24 protein-coding genes are annotated in these 22789 nt (G+C 31.8%); 7 read left to right on the top strand and 17 right to left on the bottom strand.

From position 1 onward, the window contains the following. Window positions 1–41: 41 nt before the first annotated feature. The gene (locus NFR82_RS00785; RefSeq protein ID WP_251716247.1) at window positions 42–1379 is read right to left on the bottom strand and encodes an MFS transporter; all 1338 of its coding nucleotides are present in this window, start codon (window positions 1377–1379) and stop codon (window positions 42–44) included. 109 nt (window positions 1380–1488) lie between these two features. Between NFR82_RS00785 and NFR82_RS00780 the strand changes: the two genes are divergently transcribed. Further along, window positions 1489–2346 carry a LysR family transcriptional regulator gene (locus NFR82_RS00780; RefSeq protein WP_251716246.1) on the top strand — a complete coding sequence of 286 codons (858 nt, stop codon included), beginning with the start codon at window positions 1489–1491 and terminating at the stop codon, window positions 2344–2346. Between the two features lie 48 nt (window positions 2347–2394). On the opposite strand, the gene NFR82_RS00775 is transcribed toward NFR82_RS00780, so the two are convergent. The 3 genes from NFR82_RS00775 to NFR82_RS00765 all read right to left on the bottom strand — a co-directional run bounded on the left by NFR82_RS00775 (window position 2395) and on the right by NFR82_RS00765 (window position 4963). Further along, on the bottom strand, window positions 2395–2532 hold the full coding sequence (locus NFR82_RS00775; protein WP_251716245.1) for a hypothetical protein: 138 nt from the start codon (window positions 2530–2532) through the stop codon (window positions 2395–2397). Between the two features lie 45 nt (window positions 2533–2577). Further along, complete coding sequence (locus NFR82_RS00770) at window positions 2578–3999, bottom strand: APC family permease (RefSeq protein WP_251716244.1); 1422 nt, start codon at window positions 3997–3999, stop codon at window positions 2578–2580. A gap of 124 nt (window positions 4000–4123) precedes the next feature. Further along, window positions 4124–4963, bottom strand: coding sequence for a DegV family protein (locus tag NFR82_RS00765; RefSeq protein ID WP_251716243.1), 840 nt, complete (start codon window positions 4961–4963; stop codon window positions 4124–4126). Window positions 4964–5109: 146 nt separating this feature from the next. Here NFR82_RS00765 and NFR82_RS00760 point away from each other — a divergent pair, with 146 nt between their 5' ends. Further along, a complete protein-coding gene (locus NFR82_RS00760) occupies window positions 5110–5595 on the top strand; it encodes a DUF1836 domain-containing protein (RefSeq protein WP_251716242.1) in 486 nt (161 codons plus the stop codon). A 130-nt stretch (window positions 5596–5725) separates the two neighbouring features. Here the strand turns inward: NFR82_RS00760 and NFR82_RS00755 are convergent, their stop codons facing one another. The 5 genes from NFR82_RS00755 to NFR82_RS00735 form a co-directional block, all read right to left on the bottom strand. After that, entirely contained in the window at window positions 5726–6388 is a 663-nt protein-coding gene (locus NFR82_RS00755; RefSeq protein ID WP_251716241.1) for an NAD(P)H-binding protein, read from the bottom strand. A gap of 103 nt (window positions 6389–6491) precedes the next feature. Then, complete coding sequence (locus tag NFR82_RS00750) at window positions 6492–7451, bottom strand: alpha/beta hydrolase (protein ID WP_251716240.1); 960 nt, start codon at window positions 7449–7451, stop codon at window positions 6492–6494. Between the two features lie 12 nt (window positions 7452–7463). Beyond that, on the bottom strand, window positions 7464–8039 hold the full coding sequence (locus NFR82_RS00745) for a flavodoxin (RefSeq protein ID WP_251716328.1): 576 nt from the start codon (window positions 8037–8039) through the stop codon (window positions 7464–7466). Window positions 8040–8245: 206 nt separating this feature from the next. Further along, window positions 8246–9091 (bottom strand): aldo/keto reductase, encoded by an 846-nt coding sequence (locus NFR82_RS00740; protein WP_251716239.1) that lies wholly within the window; start codon window positions 9089–9091, stop codon window positions 8246–8248. Between the two features lie 39 nt (window positions 9092–9130). Next, window positions 9131–9988, bottom strand: a complete 858-nt coding sequence (locus tag NFR82_RS00735; RefSeq protein ID WP_251716238.1) for an aldo/keto reductase — start codon at window positions 9986–9988, stop codon at window positions 9131–9133. A 132-nt stretch (window positions 9989–10120) separates the two neighbouring features. Between NFR82_RS00735 and NFR82_RS00730 the strand changes: the two genes are divergently transcribed. Further along, entirely contained in the window at window positions 10121–10996 is an 876-nt protein-coding gene (locus NFR82_RS00730) for a LysR family transcriptional regulator (protein WP_251716237.1), read from the top strand. 91 nt (window positions 10997–11087) lie between these two features. Here the strand turns inward: NFR82_RS00730 and NFR82_RS00725 are convergent, their stop codons facing one another. From NFR82_RS00725 to NFR82_RS00700, 6 genes are all read right to left on the bottom strand, one after another. After that, on the bottom strand, window positions 11088–11666 hold the full coding sequence (locus NFR82_RS00725; protein ID WP_251716236.1) for a TMEM175 family protein: 579 nt from the start codon (window positions 11664–11666) through the stop codon (window positions 11088–11090). A 33-nt stretch (window positions 11667–11699) separates the two neighbouring features. Continuing rightward, window positions 11700–12458 carry a nuclear transport factor 2 family protein gene (locus tag NFR82_RS00720; protein ID WP_251716235.1) on the bottom strand — a complete coding sequence of 253 codons (759 nt, stop codon included), beginning with the start codon at window positions 12456–12458 and terminating at the stop codon, window positions 11700–11702. After that, window positions 12458–12907, bottom strand: coding sequence for a flavodoxin family protein (locus tag NFR82_RS00715; protein WP_251716234.1), 450 nt, complete (start codon window positions 12905–12907; stop codon window positions 12458–12460). Before NFR82_RS00715 ends, NFR82_RS00720 begins: the two co-directional genes overlap by 1 nt. Before the next feature lie 167 nt (window positions 12908–13074). Continuing rightward, window positions 13075–13305: a hypothetical protein gene (locus NFR82_RS00710; RefSeq protein ID WP_251716233.1), complete on the bottom strand. Its 231-nt coding sequence runs from the start codon at window positions 13303–13305 to the stop codon at window positions 13075–13077. Between the two features lie 14 nt (window positions 13306–13319). Further along, window positions 13320–14180, bottom strand: coding sequence for an alpha/beta hydrolase (locus tag NFR82_RS00705; RefSeq protein ID WP_251716232.1), 861 nt, complete (start codon window positions 14178–14180; stop codon window positions 13320–13322). Window positions 14181–14245: 65 nt separating this feature from the next. Continuing rightward, window positions 14246–14695 (bottom strand): MerR family transcriptional regulator, encoded by a 450-nt coding sequence (locus NFR82_RS00700; protein WP_251716231.1) that lies wholly within the window; start codon window positions 14693–14695, stop codon window positions 14246–14248. Window positions 14696–14779: 84 nt separating this feature from the next. On the opposite strand from NFR82_RS00700, the gene NFR82_RS00695 reads away from it, so the two are divergent. Next, entirely contained in the window at window positions 14780–15796 is a 1017-nt protein-coding gene (locus NFR82_RS00695; RefSeq protein WP_251716230.1) for an alpha/beta hydrolase, read from the top strand. Window positions 15797–15841: 45 nt separating this feature from the next. Here the strand turns inward: NFR82_RS00695 and NFR82_RS00690 are convergent, their stop codons facing one another. Together NFR82_RS00690 and NFR82_RS00685 are read right to left on the bottom strand one after the other, a co-directional pair. Further along, a complete protein-coding gene (locus tag NFR82_RS00690; RefSeq protein ID WP_251716229.1) occupies window positions 15842–16579 on the bottom strand; it encodes a PAS domain-containing protein in 738 nt (245 codons plus the stop codon). A gap of 655 nt (window positions 16580–17234) precedes the next feature. Further along, window positions 17235–18368, bottom strand: a complete 1134-nt coding sequence (locus tag NFR82_RS00685; RefSeq protein WP_251716228.1) for a GNAT family N-acetyltransferase — start codon at window positions 18366–18368, stop codon at window positions 17235–17237. A 321-nt stretch (window positions 18369–18689) separates the two neighbouring features. Here NFR82_RS00685 and NFR82_RS00680 point away from each other — a divergent pair, with 321 nt between their 5' ends. The 3 genes from NFR82_RS00680 (at window position 18690) to NFR82_RS00670 (ending at window position 22700) form a co-directional block, all read left to right on the top strand. Continuing rightward, window positions 18690–19487, top strand: coding sequence for a ParA family protein (locus NFR82_RS00680; protein WP_251716227.1), 798 nt, complete (start codon window positions 18690–18692; stop codon window positions 19485–19487). A 290-nt stretch (window positions 19488–19777) separates the two neighbouring features. Then, complete coding sequence (locus NFR82_RS00675) at window positions 19778–20065, top strand: hypothetical protein (RefSeq protein ID WP_251716226.1); 288 nt, start codon at window positions 19778–19780, stop codon at window positions 20063–20065. Between the two features lie 1363 nt (window positions 20066–21428). After that, the gene (locus tag NFR82_RS00670; protein WP_251716225.1) at window positions 21429–22700 is read left to right on the top strand and encodes a replication initiation protein; all 1272 of its coding nucleotides are present in this window, start codon (window positions 21429–21431) and stop codon (window positions 22698–22700) included. The last annotated feature ends 89 nt before the right edge of the window (window positions 22701–22789 follow it).

Here is a 22789-nt window from a genome sequence, read left to right as displayed (position 1 = left end):
ACTTAATTCTAATAGCAGTATACAAATAATAAATAGTATTTCTATTCGTGCTTACCTCTTAAAATGTTTAAACCTGCAATAAGCATAATAATTGCCAAAATAACCATTACCCATTGAGCACGATCAATAGAGAGGCTAGGAGAAGAAATTGTTGCAACAGCTTCAGACACAATTGCTAAACCAACGGCCCCTCCAATTTGGTGAACAGTATTCACAACACCAGAAGCAGCTCCAGCAATATCATCAGGAATTCGAGCTACACCCGCTACAGTTAAGGGACTCATAATTAATCCTTGACCAATTCCAATAAAAATCATTGGTAAAGCTACACCAATAAGATATCCCTTTTCAATTCCAAGACCGGCTCCCAATATTAATCCAAAAGTATCTACAATTGCTCCAGCAATTAATACCTTGGTATTAGTAAATTTAAATGTTAGCTTTGCAACACAAAGAGAAACAATAAATTGTATAAGTGTTAAAGGTAAAAACGCGATTGCTGCCATTAAGGGGGTTAAACCAAATACTTTTTGTAAAGCTTGTGGCATCAAAAAGAAGTATGACATACTTGCTCCAAGCATAAAGAATCTTGAAACAAGTGCACTTGACCGCTCGTTATCCTTAAAAATTACTAATGGCATTAAAGGATTGGCAGCCTTCCTTTCAATTAAAATAAACATAATTAAAGCAATCACTGTAATAATAATTGCTATATTTTTGAATGCAGTACCATTGATGCTATAAATTAAACCACTAAAACCAATAATTGAGGTTAGAGCCCCCCAATAATCAATATTGTGATTTTTATCTAAGGTATTATGTGGATGAATATACTTAATAGACATAGCTAGTAGAATTAATCCAACAAGCATATCAATAAAGAAGCCAACTCTCCAACTAGAGTAACTAGCAATTACTCCCCCAATAATTAAGCCTAAACTTGTTCCAATACCTGCAGTTGCACCATAATAAGCAATTGATTTAGTAAGCATTTTTCCTTGATAGTAATCCATCAAAAGGGCCAAAGTTGCTGGCGCTAAAAATGCACCCCCTAAACCTTGAATTGCTCTCATCCCAATAAGCATTGCTTGAGATCTTGCAATTCCAACAAATAATGAAGCAATACTAAAAATTATTAATCCAATTAAAAGGACTTTTCTTCTACCCATGATGTCTCCTAGTCTTGCACCTAGGGCCAAAAATCCTCCAAAGGTTAGCGCATACGCATTACTAACCCAAGCAATCATAATACTGTCCATATGCATATCACGACTAATTTGAACAGTACTAGTAAAAATCAACGAGTTATTTAATAATATTAAAAAATAAGAAACTAAAACAATTGGTAAAACAATACCAAACTTTTCTTTACTTTTCATCATAATCTCCCTTCAATACTTGATAAAATAATTTTACTGACAAACTGAAATCTTGAAAATTACTTCTCTTGTATGTTAGTTTACGTGTAGTGCAAACTAGGAGGTAAATATGATTGAAAATTATTTATTGGAATATTTAGTTTCTTTTGAAAAAAATCATACCCTATCAAAAACTGCCAATGAACTTAATGTATCGCCAGCAACAATTAGCCGTGGACTTCAAAAGTTAGAAAAAAAAGTAGGCGTTAAACTTTTTATTCGCAAACCACAACGAATTATTCTAACTGCTGCAGGTGAAAATGCTGTAAAGTTAGCAAAAAAGATTGTAAAAGAACAGAATGACTTTATTCCAGCTATTCAGAATTTTGCTCAAAAGGAAATAATTGTCGCTTCAACAATTCCTGCTCCTCTACTTTTATTAAAGAATAAGTTTAAAAATAATTCTGAATATATTTTTATCCCTACTCTGATAAAAACTGACGACGTACTATCTAGTTTATTAAGTCACCAAGTCGATGTTACTTTCACAACAAGTAAGATAAATCATGAGAAAATAAAATCACTTCCAATTACTAAAGAAAAGCTTTTTATTAAAATCACTAAATATAATCCTCTCTATCATCATCAATCAATTACTTTTTCTGACTTGAATACACATGAATTTATTGTCTTTAACAAAATCGGAATTTGGAAAGAAATTATTAAGAAAAATATTCCACATGGTATTTTTTTATTCCAAAATGATCTTGAAACTTTCAATGAACTTATTAAAAAATCTAATTTTCCAATTTTTAGAACAAATCTATCGCTTAAACTTGAACAGACAAAACAGCATCAAGATCATAAAAGAAGATTAATTCCTATTACCGATCCTGAAGCTCAACAAACTATATACGTAGCTTTTCGGATGGAAGATAGTGATAAGTTAAATACATTCATTTCTATTGCAAAAGAAGTATTAGATTAATTAAGCGACTCTTTTCCCATTTTGAAATCAAAAAGTGTCTGGGAAAAACTAGCTCTTAGATACGAAAAGACGATCAATCCAACTCTTAATTTGAGCTGCTTGACCGTCTTTTTTTGCTCTTTTTATTTTGGCATAAAGAAGACTGGTTGTAGTGAGCCGTAAAAGTTGGACACTTTTACGGCTCACTACAAATCCATCAGGAAATCATCGTTCTTTTTTCATGCCCAAGAATTAGTTTTTTCCCAGACACTTTTCTGTTTGTTGAAGTTTAGAATGTCTCAAACCATAAATCAAGTAAATTAATACTCCTAATAACATCCAAATACTTACCATTATTTTTGTGGTTTTAGGTAACATAATTACAAAATATACACTTAATGCCCCTGCAATAATAGGTAATACCGGATAGCCTGGCATTTGAAATCCAGTGTTTTTAATATCTTCTCTTTTTCTTAGAGGAATGATACCAAATGAAATAAATGCGAATGCAATTAATGTACCTGCGTTAATTAATGAAGCAAGTTGTACTAAAGGAACTAATCCGGCAAAAATTGCTCCAATGATAGTAGAAACAATAATTGCATTATTAGGAATCATTTTTTTATTGTTTACATGACCCATACTTTTAGGTAATAAACCATCTCTTCCTAATGCATAAAGTAGACGTGAACCACCTAGTAACATGGCAATCATCGCTGTGAAGATTCCAATTAATGCTCCTACTGTAATTAACTTATTCCATGCATTAAGTCCTACTGCTTTTAATGCATAAGCCGCTGGATCATCAACATTAAGATGTTTATAATTTACCATTCCAGTTAAGACTAATGAAAAACTTACATATAGAATTACTGCAATTAAAACTGTGCCCAAAATTCCTTTGACAACATTTTTTTCTGGATGAACCGTTTCAGCTGAGTTAGCTGCTAAGGCATCAAATCCAATAAAAGCAAAGAAGACAGTGGCAGCAGCTGTTGAAATTCCTCCAATTCCCCATGGTTCAGTTCTAAATTCTTTAGGATAAAAAGGAACATAATTTTGTGCCTTAATGTAAAAAATACCTACAATAATAAATAAGATAATAATTGCCACTTTCAAAATTACAGCAAAGTTTTCTATTTTTTTAGACATATTGCCACCTTGGTACAAGATAGCAGCAATTAGTAAAATAATTACTACTGCAGAAATGTTTATTACTCCGCCTTCCATCGGACCCGCTTGAAGAGATTTAGGTAAATTAATTCCAATTGCTTCTAAAATATTATTATTAAAATATGATGCAAAACCTGTTGCTTCTGCTGATACTGCCAAGAAATATTCTAATAATAATCCCCAGCCAATCAGCCAACCAACTATTTCTCCATAAACTACTGAGCCAAATGAATAAGCTGAACCGGCTACAGGCATAGCTGAAGAAAACTCAGCATATGCCATTCCAACCATCCCTGATACAATGGCAGCTAGTAGAAAAGCAATTGCTACAGCTGGACCAGCATGCTGAGCAGCTTCATGTCCGGGTAAAATAAAAATACCGGTCCCAATTACAGCTCCAATCCCTAGTGCTACTAAGTCCTTTGCATTAAGGGATCGTGTTAAACGTGCGTCTGCCTTTAAGAATGTTGTTACCGATACTTTCTTAAAAAAGTTTTTCATTTTTAACCTCCGCTTAATTTATTTTTCCCTATTTTATCTTAAAATTGTCATTATTTCATTAAAAATTTCAAAAACAACTAAAAAGTGTCCGAGAATTAATTTTTTCCCAGACACTTTGATTTGCTTAATTTTTTTCATAACCGATCATTAAACCATTATCTTCGGCATAATATGTACACAATCCGCCGCATTCAGATAAAGAAACTTGCGCTTCTGGATAAACAACTAAGATTGTCTGTTTTAATTTTTCAGCTTTTTCTCGATTTTGAACATAATCAATTAATACCCTGCCACCGCGATAACCAGTTTCTTGCATATTTTTAACTAATTTAGAAAACATCTTCTTTCCGCCTCTGGTCTTACCCACCATTTCAAATTTACCGGCGTCATTAGCAGTTCCAACAATATTTAACTTCAATGCATGAGCAATCCGCGCCAAAGCCGGATTAATCCGCCCATTATTGGCTAAATTATCCAAATTTTCTAAGACAAAAAGTAAATCTGTCTGTCTAAGTCGATATTTCATAGTTTCAACAACTTGGTCAAAATTTAAGCCATTATTAAACATTCGCGCTACATCTTCAGCAAGTAACCTAATTTGTGGGCCAGCTGAGCGAGTATCGAAGACATGAATCCTCACATCTGGATGTGTTTCGGTGAAGATTTTTGCAGCCTGGACAGCTGAATTATATGTTCCAGATAAGGCACTAGTAATTGTTAAAACAAAAATTTCATCTGCTCCGGCAAAAGAATTCATCCAATCTTGTACACTAGGACAAGCAGTCGAAGTGCGATCTTTAGTACTTTTCAAAGCAGAAATAAATTTAGGAATATCTACTTCCCCATTATCAAGCCAAGAAAGCGAACCAGCTCTAATTGTTAATGGAACACTGCTTTGCTGTATACCGTCGATAGATGACATGAAAGCGTTAGCCCCTGAATCCGTAATTATTTTTACTGTCATTTTAATTACCTCACTTATGAAATTGATATTATCTAGTTTTGCAAATTATGTCAACAGTTTTTCAAAAACCTGTTGCAAGATATTAATTGACAGAATGCTAAAAAAAGAAAATAATTAACTTAATATCATTTTGAGGAGACTCCATCATGAAAAAAAATGTTTCAGTAGCAGAATTAAATCTTCCCGTTTATCAAAAAATACCCGAAATGGGATTATATTTAAACCAGGTAGTAACTTATATTAATCAATACTTAGCTCCCTTAGGTAACCTAAAAATTACTACTTCAATGATCAGTAACTATGTAAAACACGATTTGATTGCATCTCCTGAGGGCAGATTATATAAAAGAGATCAAATTGCCACTTTAATTTTTATTGCTATTGCCAAAAACGTGATGGATCAAGAGGACTTACAAAAAGCAATCACTATTCAGCAAAAAACATATTCAACCGAAGTAGCTTATAACTACTTTGCTGCCGAACTAAAAAATGTTTTATTATATGTTTTCAATCAAAATAACAAATTACAAAAGATCGGCCACGACAATACCGATCAAAAACAGATGCTGCGCAATGTAATCATGGCATTTGCTTATCGCGAGTATTTGTATCAATTTTTTAGAGAAGTATAAAAAGTGTCTGGAGAAAAACTAATCCTCAGATACGAAAAGACGATCAATCCAAAGGAAATCATCGTTCTTTTTTATGTCCGAGAATTAGTTTTTTCCAGACACTTTTTGAATGAAATTAACTAATAGAGAATTAATATACCGGCTTATCTGAGCCTTGAGTTGCTGGATCGGCAAAGCCAATACTTTCATCGCTATATTTAGATGGGTCGTTGATGATTGATACGACAACATCTGCAACGCTCTTTCTTGAAACAGATACACCAACATATTCTTCACCCTTTTGAGTGACAGTATAATTAGTATCATCACGATCGTTAAGCCAAGCTATACGCATCACAGTCCAATTAAGGTCTGAATCTTCAACGTACTTATCTGAAAGAACCATAGCATTGTCCGGTTCAACTTTTCCGCCGAAGCAAACATCACGATTATAATCTCCAAACTTACCTGGCACTTCATCATAAATACCTAGGATATTTGAGGAAATTAGACGTTTTACACCTTCTTCATCCATGATCTTAATTATATCTTGTGTAGTTTTTGCACCAGCACCGTGATCAACAAATGAAACATAAACAATGTCTTGGCCCTTAATTGCTTTACGTAAATCTTCCGGATCAGTTGCATCTCCATCGATAATAGTTACTTGACTATTACCTTCTAATTCTGAAAGACGACTTGCATTTCTTAAAAATAGCGTCAAGTGAACATCTTTATTTTCATTTAAAATACGATCTTCTACTAAGCGTGCAATTTGACCATTCGCACCAATAATAGCTACATTCTTTGTCATAATCAATCTGTCCTTTCTGAATTTCTTTACGTATAAAAGTATACTGTCATTATTAAATCTTGAAAATTATCAATCATTCATAGAGCTATACGCTAAGCGAATGCTATTTAAATAATTGAGTCGCGTAATAATTAATTACTTTATTAAAGGTTGGAGCACTATGAGTTCCACCATCTTGAACATAATATTGCAGATTATTGTTGTTAAATTGTGGCAAATTTTTCATTGCATCAATTTGTGGTTCCATTGATCCTCTAGTTCCATCACCTGAACCCACTCCTGCCATAATCTTGAATTTGAAATCTGGATATCTGCGAACTACATCAGCTAAAACCTGCGCAGTTCTTCTAGGAGCATTAGTTCCACCATCAGAAGTTACAGTCCAAGAATCTCCAGCAAATGGGAGATAGTATCGAAAATATGGAAAATCATATTGGAAAACATACCATGTAGTAATACTTCCCATTGAAAAGCCACCAAATGCCCGATGGGCACGCGATTTTTGCAAAGCTGAACTATTTATTTTTAAATTAGAATAAGTACGATAGTGACTTTCAACTGCTGGAACTAAGTCATTCATCAATTCATTTTTACCGAAATTACGATTTAAAGTATTATCTTGATAATAGTTACTAGTTACAAACTTTGCAGAAGGATAGTAAGTGGGAAAAACAACAATCGTATTTTTTAAACGTCCATTATTGTTTAACTTATTAAATAATTGTTTAAAATTACCATCTTTCAGAAGTGTACTTTGGCCATTTCGTACCTCAGTTGAACCATGAAGTAAATACAGGATATTATGTTTTTCATTATTGTTAAAACCAGTAGGTAAATATACTTGTGCTTTTTTATTATACTTTTTTCCTTGATAAGCGGTTTGATAAAAAATTGTTCTGATTTGTCCTACACCTTTTGTCTTTACTTTTTTACTAGTTCTAGTGATTTTTACTTTAGAACCTTTATTTTTACTATTAACTTGTTCTGCATTAGAACAAGCCACTAAAGTAAATACCAATAATACAGAGGTGAGCACTCCAAATACTTGTTTAAATTTTCTCATCTACAATCACCTCTATTTATTATCGGTTAATTTCAATCCCTTTATCCAGTTTGCTAAAGCTGTTTTATTCCCAGTATATCTAAAGCCGTTTAAAACTCTAGCTCTATCTTTACTTGCCATTCTACGAATATAAGGCATTGAACTAGACATAGGCGTTGACATACTAGTAGTAAATGGAACTATCGTTTTACCCTTAAAACTATAATCATCAAATAAAGTATGAATGATCATTGGTGGGTGTTGCCACCAAGTTGGAAAACCCACATACACTGTCTTATATTTTTCCCAATCAGGAATTCTATTTTTTATAGCGGGATGAACATTATGTCTGCGTTCATAATCACCACGTTTAGCATAGCCATCATAATCATTAGAATACGCTCTTTTTGCCGTAATTCTAAATATCTTAGCACCTGTATCTTTTTGAATTTGTTTAGCTGCTTCTTCTGTTGTTCCTGACATTGAGAAATATACAATTAGACTAGCACCATCTTTTTTAGTTCTCGTAGTACTAGTACTCCTTGAGCTATAGTTGTCATTGTTTGAAGAACTATTTTGATTAGAACACGCAGACAACACTAGAATCATTCCAAAACTGGCAAATAAAAATAATATTAGGTTTTTTAATTTATTCAAAGTGATCATTTCCTTTTTATTACTAACAACTCTTAGTATAGATATAAATCTTAATTAAAAAATTACTAAAAAAGTATGGTACTATTCAGATCATGTATAATAATTTAAAAAATTTGTGCAATAAAAAACTGAGCTTAAAACTCAGTTTTAAATAACGATTATCTTTGAGAATTAAAATCCATCTTCATGTTAGCATAGCTTTCTTCTAAGCTATCTGAAGGGATATAATATCTCTTATTCTTGTTAATCTTAGCAATCTCTGCCATGTCTTCAGCACTTAAACTGAAATCAAAGATATCTGCATTGGACTTGATATGTGCAGGATTTGTTGACCCAGGAATTACAATATTGCCTTCTTGAATATGCCAACGTAAGATGATTTGAACATTAGATTTGTGATATTTCTTGCCTAATTCAGAAAATACAGGTTCGTTAATTAAACTTGCATCTCCATGGCCTAACGGATACCATGCCATAATTCTAGTACCATAAGGTTTCAAGAATTCTTTTAATTCAGTTTCAGGGAAGTATGGATGCGCTTCAACTTGCATTACTTGAGGCTTAATTTCAGCCATTTCGAATAATTTGCGTAACTTTTCATCATGAAAGTTAGAAATACCAATAGCTTTAACTTTTCCCTCTTTATATGCCTTTTCAATTTGTTTATATCCTTTTTCCCAATTACCTGCCGGCTGATGGAGAAAAAGCAAATCAATGTAATCAATACCTAAACGCTTTAAGGTATCATCAATTGCATTTTCATCTTCATAAACAGTTGGCCAAAGCTTAGAACTTATAAAGATATCTTCACGTTTAATGCCACTTTCTTTAATGGCGCGTCCAACTGCTCTTTCATTCATATAACCATTAGCTGTATCAATCAAATGATATCCATCTTTCAAAGCGTCGACTACCGCCTTCTCAGCTGCTTCTGGTTCCATTTGAAATGTGCCGATACCAAGTTTTGGAATTTCAACTCCATTATTTAATTTAAAGGTTTCCATAAAAACATCTCTCCTCTCAAAAGAATCGCATTTTTAGCTTTAACGTAAGGCGCTCAAGCTTGAACCAAAGATTGATTCAATCGCTGCTGGATCACGGTGATCAAAGAATTGACTTTCATTCTTATTAAGTTTACTAATTGTTTCCATATCTTCTTGTGATAATTCAAAATCAAAGACATTGAAGTTTTCTTCCATTCTTGTTTTATGAACAGACTTTGGAATTACAACAATTCCTCTTTGAAGAAGCCAACGTAAAATCACTTGACCATTACTCTTACCGTATTTTTCACCAATTTTAGCTAAAGTCTCATTAGTAAAAATTTCATGTTTTCCTTCTGCAAATGGTGCCCAGGCTTCTACGGCAATACCTTCTTTTTGCATAAAGTTAACATCTTGATCTTGCTGGAACCATGGTGAAACTTCAATTTGGTTAACTGCTGGTTTGACATCACTCATTAATTCCAAATTTTTAACTTGATCTGGATAAAAGTTTGAAACACCAATTGACTTAATTTTACCGGCTTTTTGTGCTTCTTCTAATGCACGCCAAGCTCCATAAGTATCACCATAAGGTTGGTGAAGTAAGTATAAATCCATGTAATCCATGTTTAACTTCTTAAGTGAATCATCAATTCCTTGCTTAGCCTTTTCATAAGTAAAATGATCCACCCATAATTTTGAAGTAACAAAGAATTCACTTCGATTAATTCCACTATTATTAATTGCTGCACCAACTGCTTCTTCATTGAGATAAGCTGCTGCCGTATCAAATAAACGGTATCCTACATCAATTGCATCAGTAACTGCTTGACGAGCTTCTTTTAAATCAGGTACTTGGAAGACTCCAAATCCTAACATTGGCATTTTGTTTCCATCATTTAATTTAATATATTCCATTTTTCTACCTCAGATTATTTTTTACTTTTATTTTTAATTCAGTTATGAGTATATAGCACAATCTCCAAGCTTAAAATTACCAAAGAATTATGCTAGTATACGATTAATGTATGGTAGAAAGAAGGTTATAGCTTGATTAATCCAGAATTATTAGCAGAATTAGTAGCTTTTAAAAAATATGGAACTTTAAGTGCTACTGCAGAACACCTATTAATTACGCAACCTAGTGTTACTCGCGGTATGAAAAAACTTGAACAAGAAATTGGCGTTACTCTCTTTAATCGGGGCGCTAATAAAATCGAACTAACTGCTACAGGAGAACTTGCCGCCCAAGAAGCCGAGAAATTATTAAAAAACCAGGAAGTCTTTATCGAAAAGGTAATTAATTTTGAGAAAAGTCAGCAATCTATTAAACTCGGTTCTGTAGCTCCAGGTCCTTTATTATTTATTCAATATGAATATGATCAAAATAGCTTTGAACAAAAACTAACATTTAATAATCAATTGATTACTCCAGAAGATGTACCTTCAGATTTAGTTACTTATAAAGAACAAATTATTTTTTCTCATCAAGAAATTCAGACTGAAGAAATTGAATCACTTTATTTGGGGAGCGAACAATTATCAGTAAAAATCGATAAGTTTAACCCACTTTCACAACAAAAAAGTGTTAGTTTTACAGATTTAACAGGCTTAAGTTTTTTGGTAGTTCAAGATATTGGACCATGGAAAAATATTTGTGAAACTTATATTCCTAAGGCTAAGTTTCTTTACCAAGAAGATCTTAATTCACTTGATGAATTAACACGATATTCAAACTTTCCCGTTTTTCGTTCTAATCTAACTCGATTAGATCAAAGCCGTAATGAGGATGATAACCGAAAAGAAGTTCAAATTAGTGATCAACATAATTCCTTACCAATTTATGCTTGCTATTTAAAAAACAAAGAAAATAGGGCTCGCATCAAACCATTTTTGCAAAAGTTAATTAAGATCTGGCCTAAATAAAAGAGGTAGCTCACGGTGTGAGCTACCTCTTTTGCATTAGTTTCTCTTTTTAATTTGATGAATAATAAAATATTTAATTTGTTGAAACATTTTATATAATGTTAGGCCGTTTAATTTGATTTGGAATAACTAAGAAAAGCAAAGTTATTAACACAGAATATAACATTGCGGGGGGATATACTGTAGCCGCTATTATCAAACCCAATACTTTAATAATAATATCCCAAACTGCCCACGCACGTCTTCTCCGTTTGATCCATGCACTGAACGACAAATGCAAATCTTCTTTAGCAACTGAAGCATACATATTACCATTAGCAAAGGTAATCAATAAAACAATAATTCCATAAAAAACCTGTGCTTCTTTATTGTTATAATTGGCTGAAACGATACTTGTAGCATATGGGAACAGCGCAGAAAAGAATAATACAATTAGTGTAGCCCAAAGAGTCCTAGTTCCAATTTTTTTAACGTTATACCATTCATTGTGCATGTTAATCCACATCGCACCTAGCCAAAAGAATGAAATAGTATAAGCCATATAGTTAGGCCATAATTCTAAAAAGCCATTTAGAGTTAAAGTATGTGGCTTCTCTAATTCTAAAACTAAAATTGTAATAATAATTGCAAGTACGGCATCGGTAAAAGCCGCTAGTCGCTCTTTACTCATAAAAATGTTACTCCTCCTTCAAATAGCAACTATCTAAAACTTTCCGGAATTAGTTAAATCCTCATTTTTAGGAATCGGCTCTGTTACAGTAAAATGTTCAACAATCTTATTATTTTTCAATTTAAAAATATCAAAATGAGCTTGTGCTTGATTCTGATCAATAATTTTAGAATAAGCCACAACCCAATTACCTTTTCCTAAGACTTTAAAAACAAAATCATAGGTTACCTTATGGTCAAGTAAATAATTTTTATATGCCGCACTTCCATCTGAAATCTCTGGTACATGCGAAATAAGATCAGATGAAATATAATTTTCAAATTTTGAAAAATTATGATTTTGCATAACTTCAGTTAAAAATAATCTAACCGTGGCCTTATTTTTTTCAGTCAAATCTAAATCTTTAATCTCAAATTTTCCTAAAATTTGGTCATGAGGTAAATTCTTTTTATAGGCCTCAATTACATCCCAATGTTCAATAATTCGATCATTCTTATCAGCTTTAAAAATATCAGCCGTTACCCATTGCACCGTTCCATCATTTAGATTTTGTAAAACCTGCATAAAAACGTAGTCTCCATCAGCAAAATCACGGACAATTTGAATATCTCGCTTAGGATTACGTTTAAAAAAATCAGTAAAAAACTGTGCAAATCCTTCTTTGCCGTCAGGGACACCTGTGCTATGTTGCCGATAAGTTTCACCCATATAATTTTCTAAAACTTCATCAACTTCAGCATCTCGTATAGCACGTAAATATAAATTTCTAGCGTTTTCTAATTTCTTATCCATTAAACACCAATCCATTCATTAATTTTTGACATATCTCGTCCAGTTCCTATTATATTTAAATTTTTGCCCCATGTCTTAAAAGTTTGATCATAATTTCTATCTTGACCAACATCAGTAAAAAATGATGCAATTTTACCAGAATAATTAACTCTTTGTAATTCATTCAAAAAACTTTTAATGGGACTAGCTGGCATGCTATCCCATACTGGACTACCAATTAAAATAAGATCATATTGTTCAAAATCAACTTTAGGTAAGTTAATTTGGGGTAGTTGATTTGTTTTAAGTTGTTCCTTAAAAATATCATTAGTTTTATACATATCAGCAGAAAAAGTCTCCGCAGGCACTTTAATTTTTACCAAATCACTATTTTTTACTTCATGATGAATCTTCTCTGCTACTCTTTTCGTATTTCCAGACCAAGAATAATAAATAATCAAAGTTTTCATTAAAAATCCTCCCCATTCAAAAGAAAAATAACTGGCCATTAGAGGACCAGTTAATTTTTTATTTAGCTTAATTAGTATTTTAGCACCAAGATTATAGGTAAAGTCAGTACTACCTTGCCAATCTGGTACTACTAACCTTATTCTTCTCTAATTCAAAAATCACAAAATTATAAAAATTTATGCTTTTTCATCCTTTGTTCAAAAATTCCATTAACTAATTTAGTCATTTCTTCTTTATTAGCAGCACTTGGATCACCTTCAAATGCTGCATAAAGAGCTGAGTGTTCGCGAGCAATTAATTTGCAAGTGCCTTCTGTTGCATGTTTTCGAAACATCTTTGGAATTTTTTCTAAATATTCGGGTTTAACTAAAGCAATAATTTTTTCATTTGCTGTCATAATCATAACTCCTTTTATTTTAAGTTATATTTTAAATTTTTTAACCAGTTCAAAATTAGCATACCCGTTTCTTTTTCTTTCTTCCAATAGATATGATTTGTATTAGAAATAATTTTGTAGGTAAAATCTGAACATTTTTTTGCCTTTTGTTTTAACAAATCAAGTTGTAAAAATGGTTCTTCTTCGTTTGCCCCTGAAAAGGCTAAAATTGGAACTTCAACTGTTTCAAGTTGTTTAAAATGCTCAGGATTTCTAGTAATCGGGAAATTATCAACATTACTACCAGGTTTGTAGAAATTTTGAAAGGTTGCTGAACTAAATGGAAGGTAGTTTTCTACCAACTTACTTGTTAGTTTTCTCGGCTGTCCTTCTCTGATGTTTTTTTCAGTTTCTTTCAATAATGAGTCGTAATTAGGCTCATACATTCGTGTAAGACCTTGCATGTCAGGTGGAGATGCAAAGATAATTCCAATAATATCAGGATGATTTTTGTAATAATAATATAGTACCTTGTTAGAACCGAAGCTATGTCCTGCTAAAACAATGCGTTTATACCCCAATTCATAAGCTTTCTTGATCCACATTTTGATATCTTTTAAACAATTTTCGAATATTTCAAAAGTTGTCCCTAAGGTTACTGAATTTTCACTTTTAGTAATAATATCATTGGTACTGGAATAACCTCTAGTGTGACCGTATAAAAAGCCAATATTATTTTGAGCAAGTAGTTTACCCCATTCGACTGCAAAATAATTTTCTAGAATGTTGGTATACATTCCATGGATAAATACAACACAGATATCTTTTTCCCTACTTTCAAAATAAGTTGCAGGTAAGCGAAGATTATCTTCAGTGTATTCATAGATAAAATCCATTCTTATACTCCCCCTTTTCTATTTAATTATGTCTATTGATAAACACTATAATTTTTAGAATTAAATCACTTCTCTTTAGGGATACGACGATCATTTTTTATTTCAAGTAAAGAAACTTTATTTTTACTTACAAATTTTTCAGTTCCATCCATCACTGCTTGACTATAATATTCTTTTTTATAATCGATAATACGTAAAATTTCTTCTAACCTCTCTAGCCTCTTTTTCAATGTCTTATCAAGATTAATAAACAAACTTAAGCGATTTGCTAGGGTTATATCACCTTCCAAATTCCACTTCATAAAGAGCTTAATATCTTTTAAAGGCATATTCACCTCTTTTAAACATTCAATAATTTCTATGGCATCAATGTTTTCACTATTAAATTTTCGATGGCCTGATGCATCTTTATTCAAATTTGGAATTAAGCCTTCTTGATCATAGTATCTTAAAGTTGATACTGAAAGATTAAACATTTTTGCAATTTCACCAATAGTATAGCTATTTTTCTCCATAAAATTTTTCCTTTTTTCTTGACCTAAAGTTAACTTTAAGTCCTATTATATATTCATTAATTTAATTAAAGAAAGGAATTTTCAATGAAATTTAACAATACAAGTCTTGCTAATGATAGTAGAGTATTTAACATTAATCCTAAAATTCAAGTTCAAAATGTACGTTTTGGTAATCGTTATGGTTTTACCATTGCTGGACATCTTTATTTACCAGAAGACTTTACCACAGAAAAACAATATGCTGCAATTGCAATTTCAGGACCTTTTGGTGCCGTTAAGGAACAAGTAAGTGGTTTATATGCTCAAACACTAGCTGAAAAAGGCTTTATTACATTAGCCTTTGATCAGTCAATGACTGGTGAAAGTAGTGGCAATGTTCGTAATATGGCTTCTTCTGATATTTTTGTTGAAGATTATTCTGCAGCGGTTGATTATTTAGGAGTGCAACCATTTATTAACCGTGAACGTATCGGAGCAATTGGAATCTGCGGATTGGGTTCTCATGTTTTAACTGCTGCAGCTGTTGACGTTCGCATTAAGGCGGTTGCTACAAGTGTAATGTATGATATGTCTGACTCAATGTGGAAGGGACTTAATAATAGTAAAACTGAAGAACAACGAAAATTAGAAAAAGATTACTTAGCTAAAATGCGTTGGCAAGAAGCAGAAAATGGCTATGTTCCTGGTCCTCATGAGTTAGACTTTGATCAAAATAATAAGTCAATTTATTGGAAAAAGATGTTTGGTGATACTCTTCCAAAAGATGCGGATCCAGTAACAACTGAATTCTTTAATTATTATGTTAAACGCGCTTTTCATCCTCGTTCTATTAATTCAAATGGTGCCTGGGATGCAACAACACCAATGGGTTACTACAATTTTCCACTTCAACAAAAAATTGAAACTATTGATGCACCAAAATTAATTGTAACTGGTGAAAAAGCACATTCTCGTTATATGGCGGAAGAAGCATATAACCGTCTTAAAGATCCAAAGGAATTAGTAATAGTGCCAAATGCTACTCACGTTGACTTATATGATCAAGTTAATAAGATTCCTTTTGATGCCTTTGATAATTTCTTCAGAACCAATTTGAAATAATATAAAAAAGGTGCAAGTCTTCTAAACTTGCACCTTCTTTATTTATTAATGTTCTGAAGCTCCAGTTGAGGTATCTGGCTTTTCTTCTTTAATTTCATCACCTTTTTGGGAAGCACCAGTATTTGCATCGGGATCAGAATTACGACGGTAAGTTGCACCCGTTGTTGCATCATCATCAACCACTAACTTTTGACCGGTAGTTTCGCAGAAGTACTTTACCAGTGGATACAAATCTTGAACCCATTCATAAATTCCAGCATAGTTACCTTCGTCATCCTCTACTCTCTTGTAGTAATGAAGGACTAACTTCTTTAAATTACCATTTGGCACAGGCATGTAAACATCGTCATGTCCGGCTTCTTTAGTACGAAGTGCGTGAACAACCTTTTTAGCATTAGGAATAACTTCGCGAACATCAGGGTGAATAGCTTTCATGGTATCCCCAACTTGTTCAGGTACACGCTTTGCCTTCATCTTATAATTTGGATCCTTTGGACGGTTGTACCATAAGAATTGGTTGTTATCGTCAACGAAAGTCATTTCACCAATCGTATTTCTAAGCATCCAGTTAATTTGATTTACTGTTAACAAACCTGAATCAAGCTTAACGTAGTCATTACCCTCAGCAGCATGAACCTTTTCTGCTGCTTTATCTAACCATTTAGGATCATTCTTATCAATGCCATCAATAGTAGTTTCAGCAACTGACTCACCTTTTGCTTCAAAATCTTCTTTTAAGTATTCATCAGAATTCATATTTTTAAGCCATTGTGGTTCTGCCATAATTGTTACCTCTTTTTTAATTAAGTGTTTAAATACTTATAATCAAAAAATAGCATAATAAGTATCCGCTTTCAATGCTGAATAATTAGCATTTTACTCAATTAGCAAAAATTTAAAATTAACGTTATTGTTATTAATAGATTTAAAAAGATGATAATAAATGACTTCTGTTTACCTAGTCTAAAAAAGTATCTTTATTTTTCATTACACTGGTTAACAATAAAAAATTTACTAGTTTTTTAATTATCTTTCATATATTTAATGAACAAACTCAAACAAAATAGAAAGCTACAATCGCAGAAGTAATTGAAGTTCCAACTGCACCTGCAAATTGCTGGACAGTACATAAAATTGCATTACCCTGAGTGACAGAAGTTTTACTTTAAACTATCTAAATTTTCTTCTTATAATCAGATATCCGATAATGACGGGAATCTCACAGACTAACCAAATTAATGAAATAATTCCTACTAAGTTTCCTCCTAGCATTAGCTATTAAAAATAAACTTTAAGTTAGCGATTCAATGAGAGCCTTTGTATATTCCGATTCTTGAGTCGTTAAAACATATTTATATTTTCTAGCTTTATTATCAATATATCTTCTTTTATATTTATGCTTATATTTATATTTAATATTATTTGAATAAGTATAGCACTAATAATAATCATAAAATGTGACAGTTCCCTTTATAACGTCATTCATAGTGGTCCTGTACATTTTAATTTCTCCAAATTTAATAGCATCCTTAATAGTTAAATTTCCTAAGAAAACCTTATTCCAAGAATTAATATCACCACTGAAGTTTGCCTCTTCATCAGTTTTTTCGACAGTAACTATATCTGCCGACTGTTGCACTTTCCACTTACCAATATTCCAAGGACATAGATTATCTGAGGTAATTTCAATGACAATTGGACTATTGTTTTCTAACTTAATACAAGTAAGCACTTCATCAAGATTAATAATTCTACTCATCATTATCGGTTTAATGTAGATGTCGATCTTTTCTTCTTCCTTGCATAACTGTTCCATATGGCTTGCGATGGGCATAGTTAGTGTAATTTTCTTATTTTTTTGCTTTAACCAATTGAATAATCCCTCAACTCCTTCTGCATCGTTAGAAAACAATTCCGAAATTACTATTTGATCGGATTTTTCTTCATAAAACATATATGCCAAAGGCAAACCGATCCGCCCAATATAAACTGCTAATTTATATGTAGGATATTGATCAGCTAACTTATTCCACCACCAATATGAACGATTCATAGTATTACGTTCATTACTGGTGTGCATGGGCACTTCATAAAGCTGCACAGCACCATTTTGAATTTCGAGATCATGCCAATCCCCCACGAGTATTTTTCCTCTCATAGGAACTGTAAGATCATTTATATTACTAGAATCAAATTGATAAATTTTTTGATAGATTGTATTTTCGAATCCAAATTGCTTAAAGAATTCTTCAGAATGAGTTGCAATATTAGCAAAGGCAATATCTTTAACATGTAAATCTTCAATTATCTCCTTCAATAATCTAGTTGTATTTTTCTCTCCAGTTGATTCATCATTATTTGCAATGTAACCAATTCCAGCTACATTTACTCTCTTACGAAATAATTGATAATTAAAAATATTCAACATAATATAGCTGCTTAATTTGCCATCTGAAATAATTCCATAATCTTCACTATTTTTATATCTATTTTCAAAATCTACATTTGCTTCTTTTTGAAATAATATCTTCTTGATTCGCTTTAAGTTATTATCATTTTTTGTTAATTTCATACTTTAATTTTATCACTTTCAATCCAATGTGTATGCGTTTTATTTCGATATGAATTTTAAAATTACTACATGTATATTAATTAATATAGTACATATTATTTATAATATTTTAAATCATAAATATTTAGCATATTAATAACTATATGTGTTATGAATTTTACTGATGTACTGACATTTTTTCTATATTTTATCATACATATATTTATACTTATGAGTAGAATTATAGTTTTAATTATCTATAATACATAGGCTTGACTATATATTTGTCTATCTATTTGTGCTATTATCTAAATATCAAGAATTTTTAGAGGAGATCAAATTATGAAAATAATTTCTTTTGCGGCCATTAAAGGTGGTGTTGGTAAGACCACTCTTGCTTATAATTTTGGTGAATGGTTAGCTAAACAAAATAATAAAGTTTTATTTATTGATTTGGATCACCAATGTAACTTAAGTCAAACCTATGAAGTATATGGTGATGAAAAAATAGGAACAGTTGCTAATATTTTCCTTCAAAAAGACAATGTAACTATTAATCATGTAAAAGAAAATATCGATTTAATTGCTGGAAACATGCATTTGGATGATATTGAAACTAATATCGAAAACATGACTAATAAAAATATGCGTTTATACATGTGGTTAAACAATAATTTTGATAGTTTAGGCATTAATCAATACGATTATATTATTATTGATTGTCATCCTGATTTCTCTACTGCTACCAAGAACGCAATTATCGTCAGTCATGACATCATTAGCCCTATTACTCCAAGTAAACACGGTTTTGATGCAAAATACAATCTACAAGATCGTATTGATGACCTGCGTAAAGAAGCAATTGAATTTAGTACTGGTGAATCATACGTTACTGCAAAGCTGTACTTTATAGCAAATATGATTAAGAGAAATACTTCATCTTCAAATGAAATGCTAGAATCAATCAAAGATGATAAGAGCGTAATCGCAGTTATTCCAGAGAAAGAATTATTTAATCGTTCAAATTTGGATGAAGTTTCTGTAGTTGAAATGGAAAACGACACTAGAACTTATAATAGAAATTACAATTTCTTCCAAGAATTTGAAAAAACATTTAAAAATATTCAAGAGAGTTTATAAAAATCTAAAAGGTCACAACTTTATTGTGGGCCTTTTTATTTTATAATCCCTTTGATATCGGCTTTTTTCAAACATTTATAATTATATTTATACATATGTTTGTATTTTGAATTATAATTGTATGTAAAATAATAGCTATACTATTTTATAGATTTATCAATACATGTAAAAATATATCTTTTAATATTAGTATTATTCAGCTTTTATCTAGAATAAAACATATGGTTACATATATTTATGTTTGTGTGTATAATGTTTATATATCTTATTATTTATGGAGGCTAATTATAATGGCTTTTGATGGTCCAAAAAAGAATGCTTTTGAAAAAGGCAAAGAAACACATGAAAAAATGACTGAGGCTTTAAACAATAAACCAGTTGTTGACGTAGTAACACCTCAACCAACTATTTCTTCAATGCCGACTAGAACCCCTATTCAAAAAGAAAAGGTAAAGCCTTTTACATTTACCCTAAAGCCAAGTAATAGAAAGGCTTTAAATAAAATTGCTAAAAGACATGGTTTCTCATCAACTAGTGCTTTTCTTGATGAGTGGATTGAAGCAAATAAAGATAATTAATCAAAAATAAATTTTTGAAATTAAGTCAAACATATTAGTGTTTGGCTTTTTTTAGTTTAAGTATGTTTGTTAGTCGCCATGGGATTTAATTGCAACTCATTAAGAAAGTTCTTATCAGAAATCTTTATACGGATTTTGATAAAAATATTTATTTCTTTGATTCGCAAATTGTTGAATTGTGGTTCTGAAAGGTCTAGATTATCGCAGCGGCAAATTTGAATTATATTTAAATCCATTTATATAAAACCCTTTATAAACCCTTTAATTCCATTTAGCTTTTTGATGAAGCTTAGAGCAAGGTGGATTCTAGCGTTTGATAAACGACGTCTTGTGGAGAACTTTAATGGGTAAAGCATCTTATAAACCCACTTGTAGCAACGTTTTGCACAGTTTATTAGGAAAATTATTAAGAGTGACGTTTGATGGAGGCTAAAAAATGAAAAAATTACTTATAAAGCCTATAGTAGTAGGACATGAGGGGATTTTTGATAAGAGTGACGGTCTGTGGAATTATTAAACGACTTCATGTGGAGATAAGGGTGACGTATTATGGATTCGAAAAGGTGCTCAAAATTTTAAGAGTGACGGAGCGTGGAGAATACTTATCCACAGGGCTTTGCGCATCCTTTTTATACTTAAGGTGACGTCATATGGAGTAGAAATTAATAATGACTTCTTTTAATAAGAGTGACGCATCATGGATACTAAATATTGGAACTCATCGTTTAAAAAAGCTTGATCTATTGGGCTTTTTAAGAACTAACACACAATATGTCGTATATGATGTAGCTCGATAAATTACTTTAATAAGGGTGACGGAATATGGAAAAAACATGTTAAATTACTCATCTTTTGACTCTGTGAATATTGATAAACATCAAATTTTCAAAAGAACCTCCATGAGACGTCACTTTTATTGAAAAGGCTCGAATTTTAATAAGAGTGACGTCATATGGAGAAAAAATATAAATAATATATGTTTTTTAACGTAAAACTACTATATATTGATAATTTTTTTAAAATTATGATCTTTTTCATTAGAAAAGCACTAGATATAGTAGCTAAGTCAATAAAATTTAATAAGGGTGTCACGATATGGAGTTTTATTAAAAACGACGGCATATGGAGCTAATAAGGGTGACATCTTGTGGAGAAAGTGCTCAATTTATTATAAAGACGACGTTGTATGGAGTGAAAATTTAATAAGAGTGACGCAATATGGAGCAAATTTTAATAAGGGTGACGTCATATGGGGCCAATTAAGTGAAAAGTATTGTTATTCCATTGCAATTGCTTTATATTATCTTTAATTTGTTAGAAACGACGTAACTCGGAGTCTAGTCGTTATATGAGGTGACACTTGATGGCTATAAGAAAAAGACCTGTTCAAAAAATTATAAAAATTGATAATAGATTTAACGATGATCCTCTATTTGAGCCTATCGACAGCCTACCTGAAATTAATAGTAATATCTTTTGGTTAATTGCTGCACAAGTAAAGGATCAAGGTAGTAATACTATTACTTTATCCCCAGACCAAATTAAGCGTGAGGTTGGGTACAACAGTCACATTTCAAATAAGCAAATTGCGAAAAACGTTGATGATACTTTCTCTAGGCTACTTACGATTCAACTTTCTACTGAGGAAAAAGATGAAAAAACTGGTCATACCAATAAAATTAGAGAGAATATTTTCAAGCGTTCAGTTGTGGATACAGATACTTTGGAAACAAGTGTTGAAGTAAGCGATAGCTTTTTGTATTTGTTTAACCACTTGGAACATTGGACTCGTTTTTCTATTACTCAATATGTGCGACTTCACTCAAACTATTCAAGAAAATTATTTAGATTACTTAAGCAGTGGCGTACGGTGGGGCGTAAAGAGTACCCAATTGATGAATTTAGAAAACGACTTCAAATTCCTAAATCATACCGTCCTACTGATATTGACCGAAGAGTGTTAACACTTTGCATGGAAGAATTATGTGCAAATTTCCAAAACTTTAAGATCACTAAAAACTATCGTAAGGGCGTACGTGGCAGAAAGCTCGATTCATACATCTTTACATGGGTTCCAGAGAAAAATAATCAGCAAGATGTTTATTATGACAGCAGTATTGAAGATACTAACTCTGTTTATTACATCAAATCGAATCCATATATGACGGATGAGCAGAAATTCCGCGCCTTAGACCGTTTTTATGGCTTTACCTTGGGTACTACCGCTAAGGAGTACAAAGAGGGAGATATCCACTCTTATTTCTTACCAAACAAGCTTCATAAGCGTCAAAGACGTACTGCTTTCCATAGATCTGATCTAAAGTCCTTAACTCAATATAAACACGCTCAGTTTGCTCAATTGCTTTCGGTATATCAAGAGGTCAATAAGAAAGGCTTCTTAACGCCAGAAGACAAGGAAGATATGCAATTACTCAAGATGGGCTATGAAAAGTCTGAGAAGGACAGAGAACGCGACCAGAAGGCCGAAAAAGAGCGTCTAAAGAATCTTGAAAATAATGCTAAGGATCTTCAAGCAAGACGTGATAGGGGCAATTATTCAATTGATTTTTCACATGCTGGACAAGATTTAGGTGATAGTTTATCACTGTTTGAATTAGAAGATTATCAAAAATAGATAAAGGCTATAGGTGCTTAAAGAGTTGACCTATAGCCTTTTTTTAATGCTTAAAATATAATCTTTGGTATATAGATAATTATAAATTA

Origin of the sequence: Lactobacillus agrestimuris (assembly GCF_943193025.1) — a bacterium.
GTDB classification, from domain to species: Bacteria; Bacillota; Bacilli; order Lactobacillales; family Lactobacillaceae; genus Lactobacillus; species Lactobacillus agrestimuris.
Note: the sequence above shows the minus strand (reverse complement) of the source record. Positions and strands in the feature narration are given on the sequence as shown.

What these genes read in the sequence shown, in the direction of transcription:
- NFR82_RS00735 (WP_251716238.1), bottom strand. Translation starts at nt 9,988, where the DNA reads ATGGAATATATTAAATTAAATGATGGAAACAAAATGCCAATGTTAGGA.
- NFR82_RS00780 (WP_251716246.1), top strand. Translation starts at nt 1,489, where the DNA reads ATGATTGAAAATTATTTATTGGAATATTTAGTTTCTTTTGAAAAAAAT.
- NFR82_RS00705 (WP_251716232.1), bottom strand. Translation starts at nt 14,180, where the DNA reads ATGGATTTTATCTATGAATACACTGAAGATAATCTTCGCTTACCTGCA.
- NFR82_RS00745 (WP_251716328.1), bottom strand. Translation starts at nt 8,039, where the DNA reads ATGATTCTAGTGTTGTCTGCGTGTTCTAATCAAAATAGTTCTTCAAAC.
- NFR82_RS00670 (WP_251716225.1), top strand. Translation starts at nt 21,429, where the DNA reads ATGGCTATAAGAAAAAGACCTGTTCAAAAAATTATAAAAATTGATAAT.
- NFR82_RS00710 (WP_251716233.1), bottom strand. Translation starts at nt 13,305, where the DNA reads ATGACAGCAAATGAAAAAATTATTGCTTTAGTTAAACCCGAATATTTA.
- NFR82_RS00700 (WP_251716231.1), bottom strand. Translation starts at nt 14,695, where the DNA reads ATGGAGAAAAATAGCTATACTATTGGTGAAATTGCAAAAATGTTTAAT.
- NFR82_RS00715 (WP_251716234.1), bottom strand. Translation starts at nt 12,907, where the DNA reads ATGAAAACTTTGATTATTTATTATTCTTGGTCTGGAAATACGAAAAGA.
- NFR82_RS00685 (WP_251716228.1), bottom strand. Translation starts at nt 18,368, where the DNA reads ATGAAATTAACAAAAAATGATAATAACTTAAAGCGAATCAAGAAGATA.
- NFR82_RS00740 (WP_251716239.1), bottom strand. Translation starts at nt 9,091, where the DNA reads ATGGAAACCTTTAAATTAAATAATGGAGTTGAAATTCCAAAACTTGGT.
- NFR82_RS00765 (WP_251716243.1), bottom strand. Translation starts at nt 4,963, where the DNA reads ATGACAGTAAAAATAATTACGGATTCAGGGGCTAACGCTTTCATGTCA.
- NFR82_RS00760 (WP_251716242.1), top strand. Translation starts at nt 5,110, where the DNA reads ATGAAAAAAAATGTTTCAGTAGCAGAATTAAATCTTCCCGTTTATCAA.
- NFR82_RS00755 (WP_251716241.1), bottom strand. Translation starts at nt 6,388, where the DNA reads ATGACAAAGAATGTAGCTATTATTGGTGCGAATGGTCAAATTGCACGC.
- NFR82_RS00750 (WP_251716240.1), bottom strand. Translation starts at nt 7,451, where the DNA reads ATGAGAAAATTTAAACAAGTATTTGGAGTGCTCACCTCTGTATTATTG.
- NFR82_RS00785 (WP_251716247.1), bottom strand. Translation starts at nt 1,379, where the DNA reads ATGAAAAGTAAAGAAAAGTTTGGTATTGTTTTACCAATTGTTTTAGTT.
- NFR82_RS00675 (WP_251716226.1), top strand. Translation starts at nt 19,778, where the DNA reads ATGGCTTTTGATGGTCCAAAAAAGAATGCTTTTGAAAAAGGCAAAGAA.
- NFR82_RS00695 (WP_251716230.1), top strand. Translation starts at nt 14,780, where the DNA reads ATGAAATTTAACAATACAAGTCTTGCTAATGATAGTAGAGTATTTAAC.
- NFR82_RS00690 (WP_251716229.1), bottom strand. Translation starts at nt 16,579, where the DNA reads ATGGCAGAACCACAATGGCTTAAAAATATGAATTCTGATGAATACTTA.
- NFR82_RS00720 (WP_251716235.1), bottom strand. Translation starts at nt 12,458, where the DNA reads ATGGATAAGAAATTAGAAAACGCTAGAAATTTATATTTACGTGCTATA.
- NFR82_RS00680 (WP_251716227.1), top strand. Translation starts at nt 18,690, where the DNA reads ATGAAAATAATTTCTTTTGCGGCCATTAAAGGTGGTGTTGGTAAGACC.
- NFR82_RS00725 (WP_251716236.1), bottom strand. Translation starts at nt 11,666, where the DNA reads ATGAGTAAAGAGCGACTAGCGGCTTTTACCGATGCCGTACTTGCAATT.
- NFR82_RS00770 (WP_251716244.1), bottom strand. Translation starts at nt 3,999, where the DNA reads ATGAAAAACTTTTTTAAGAAAGTATCGGTAACAACATTCTTAAAGGCA.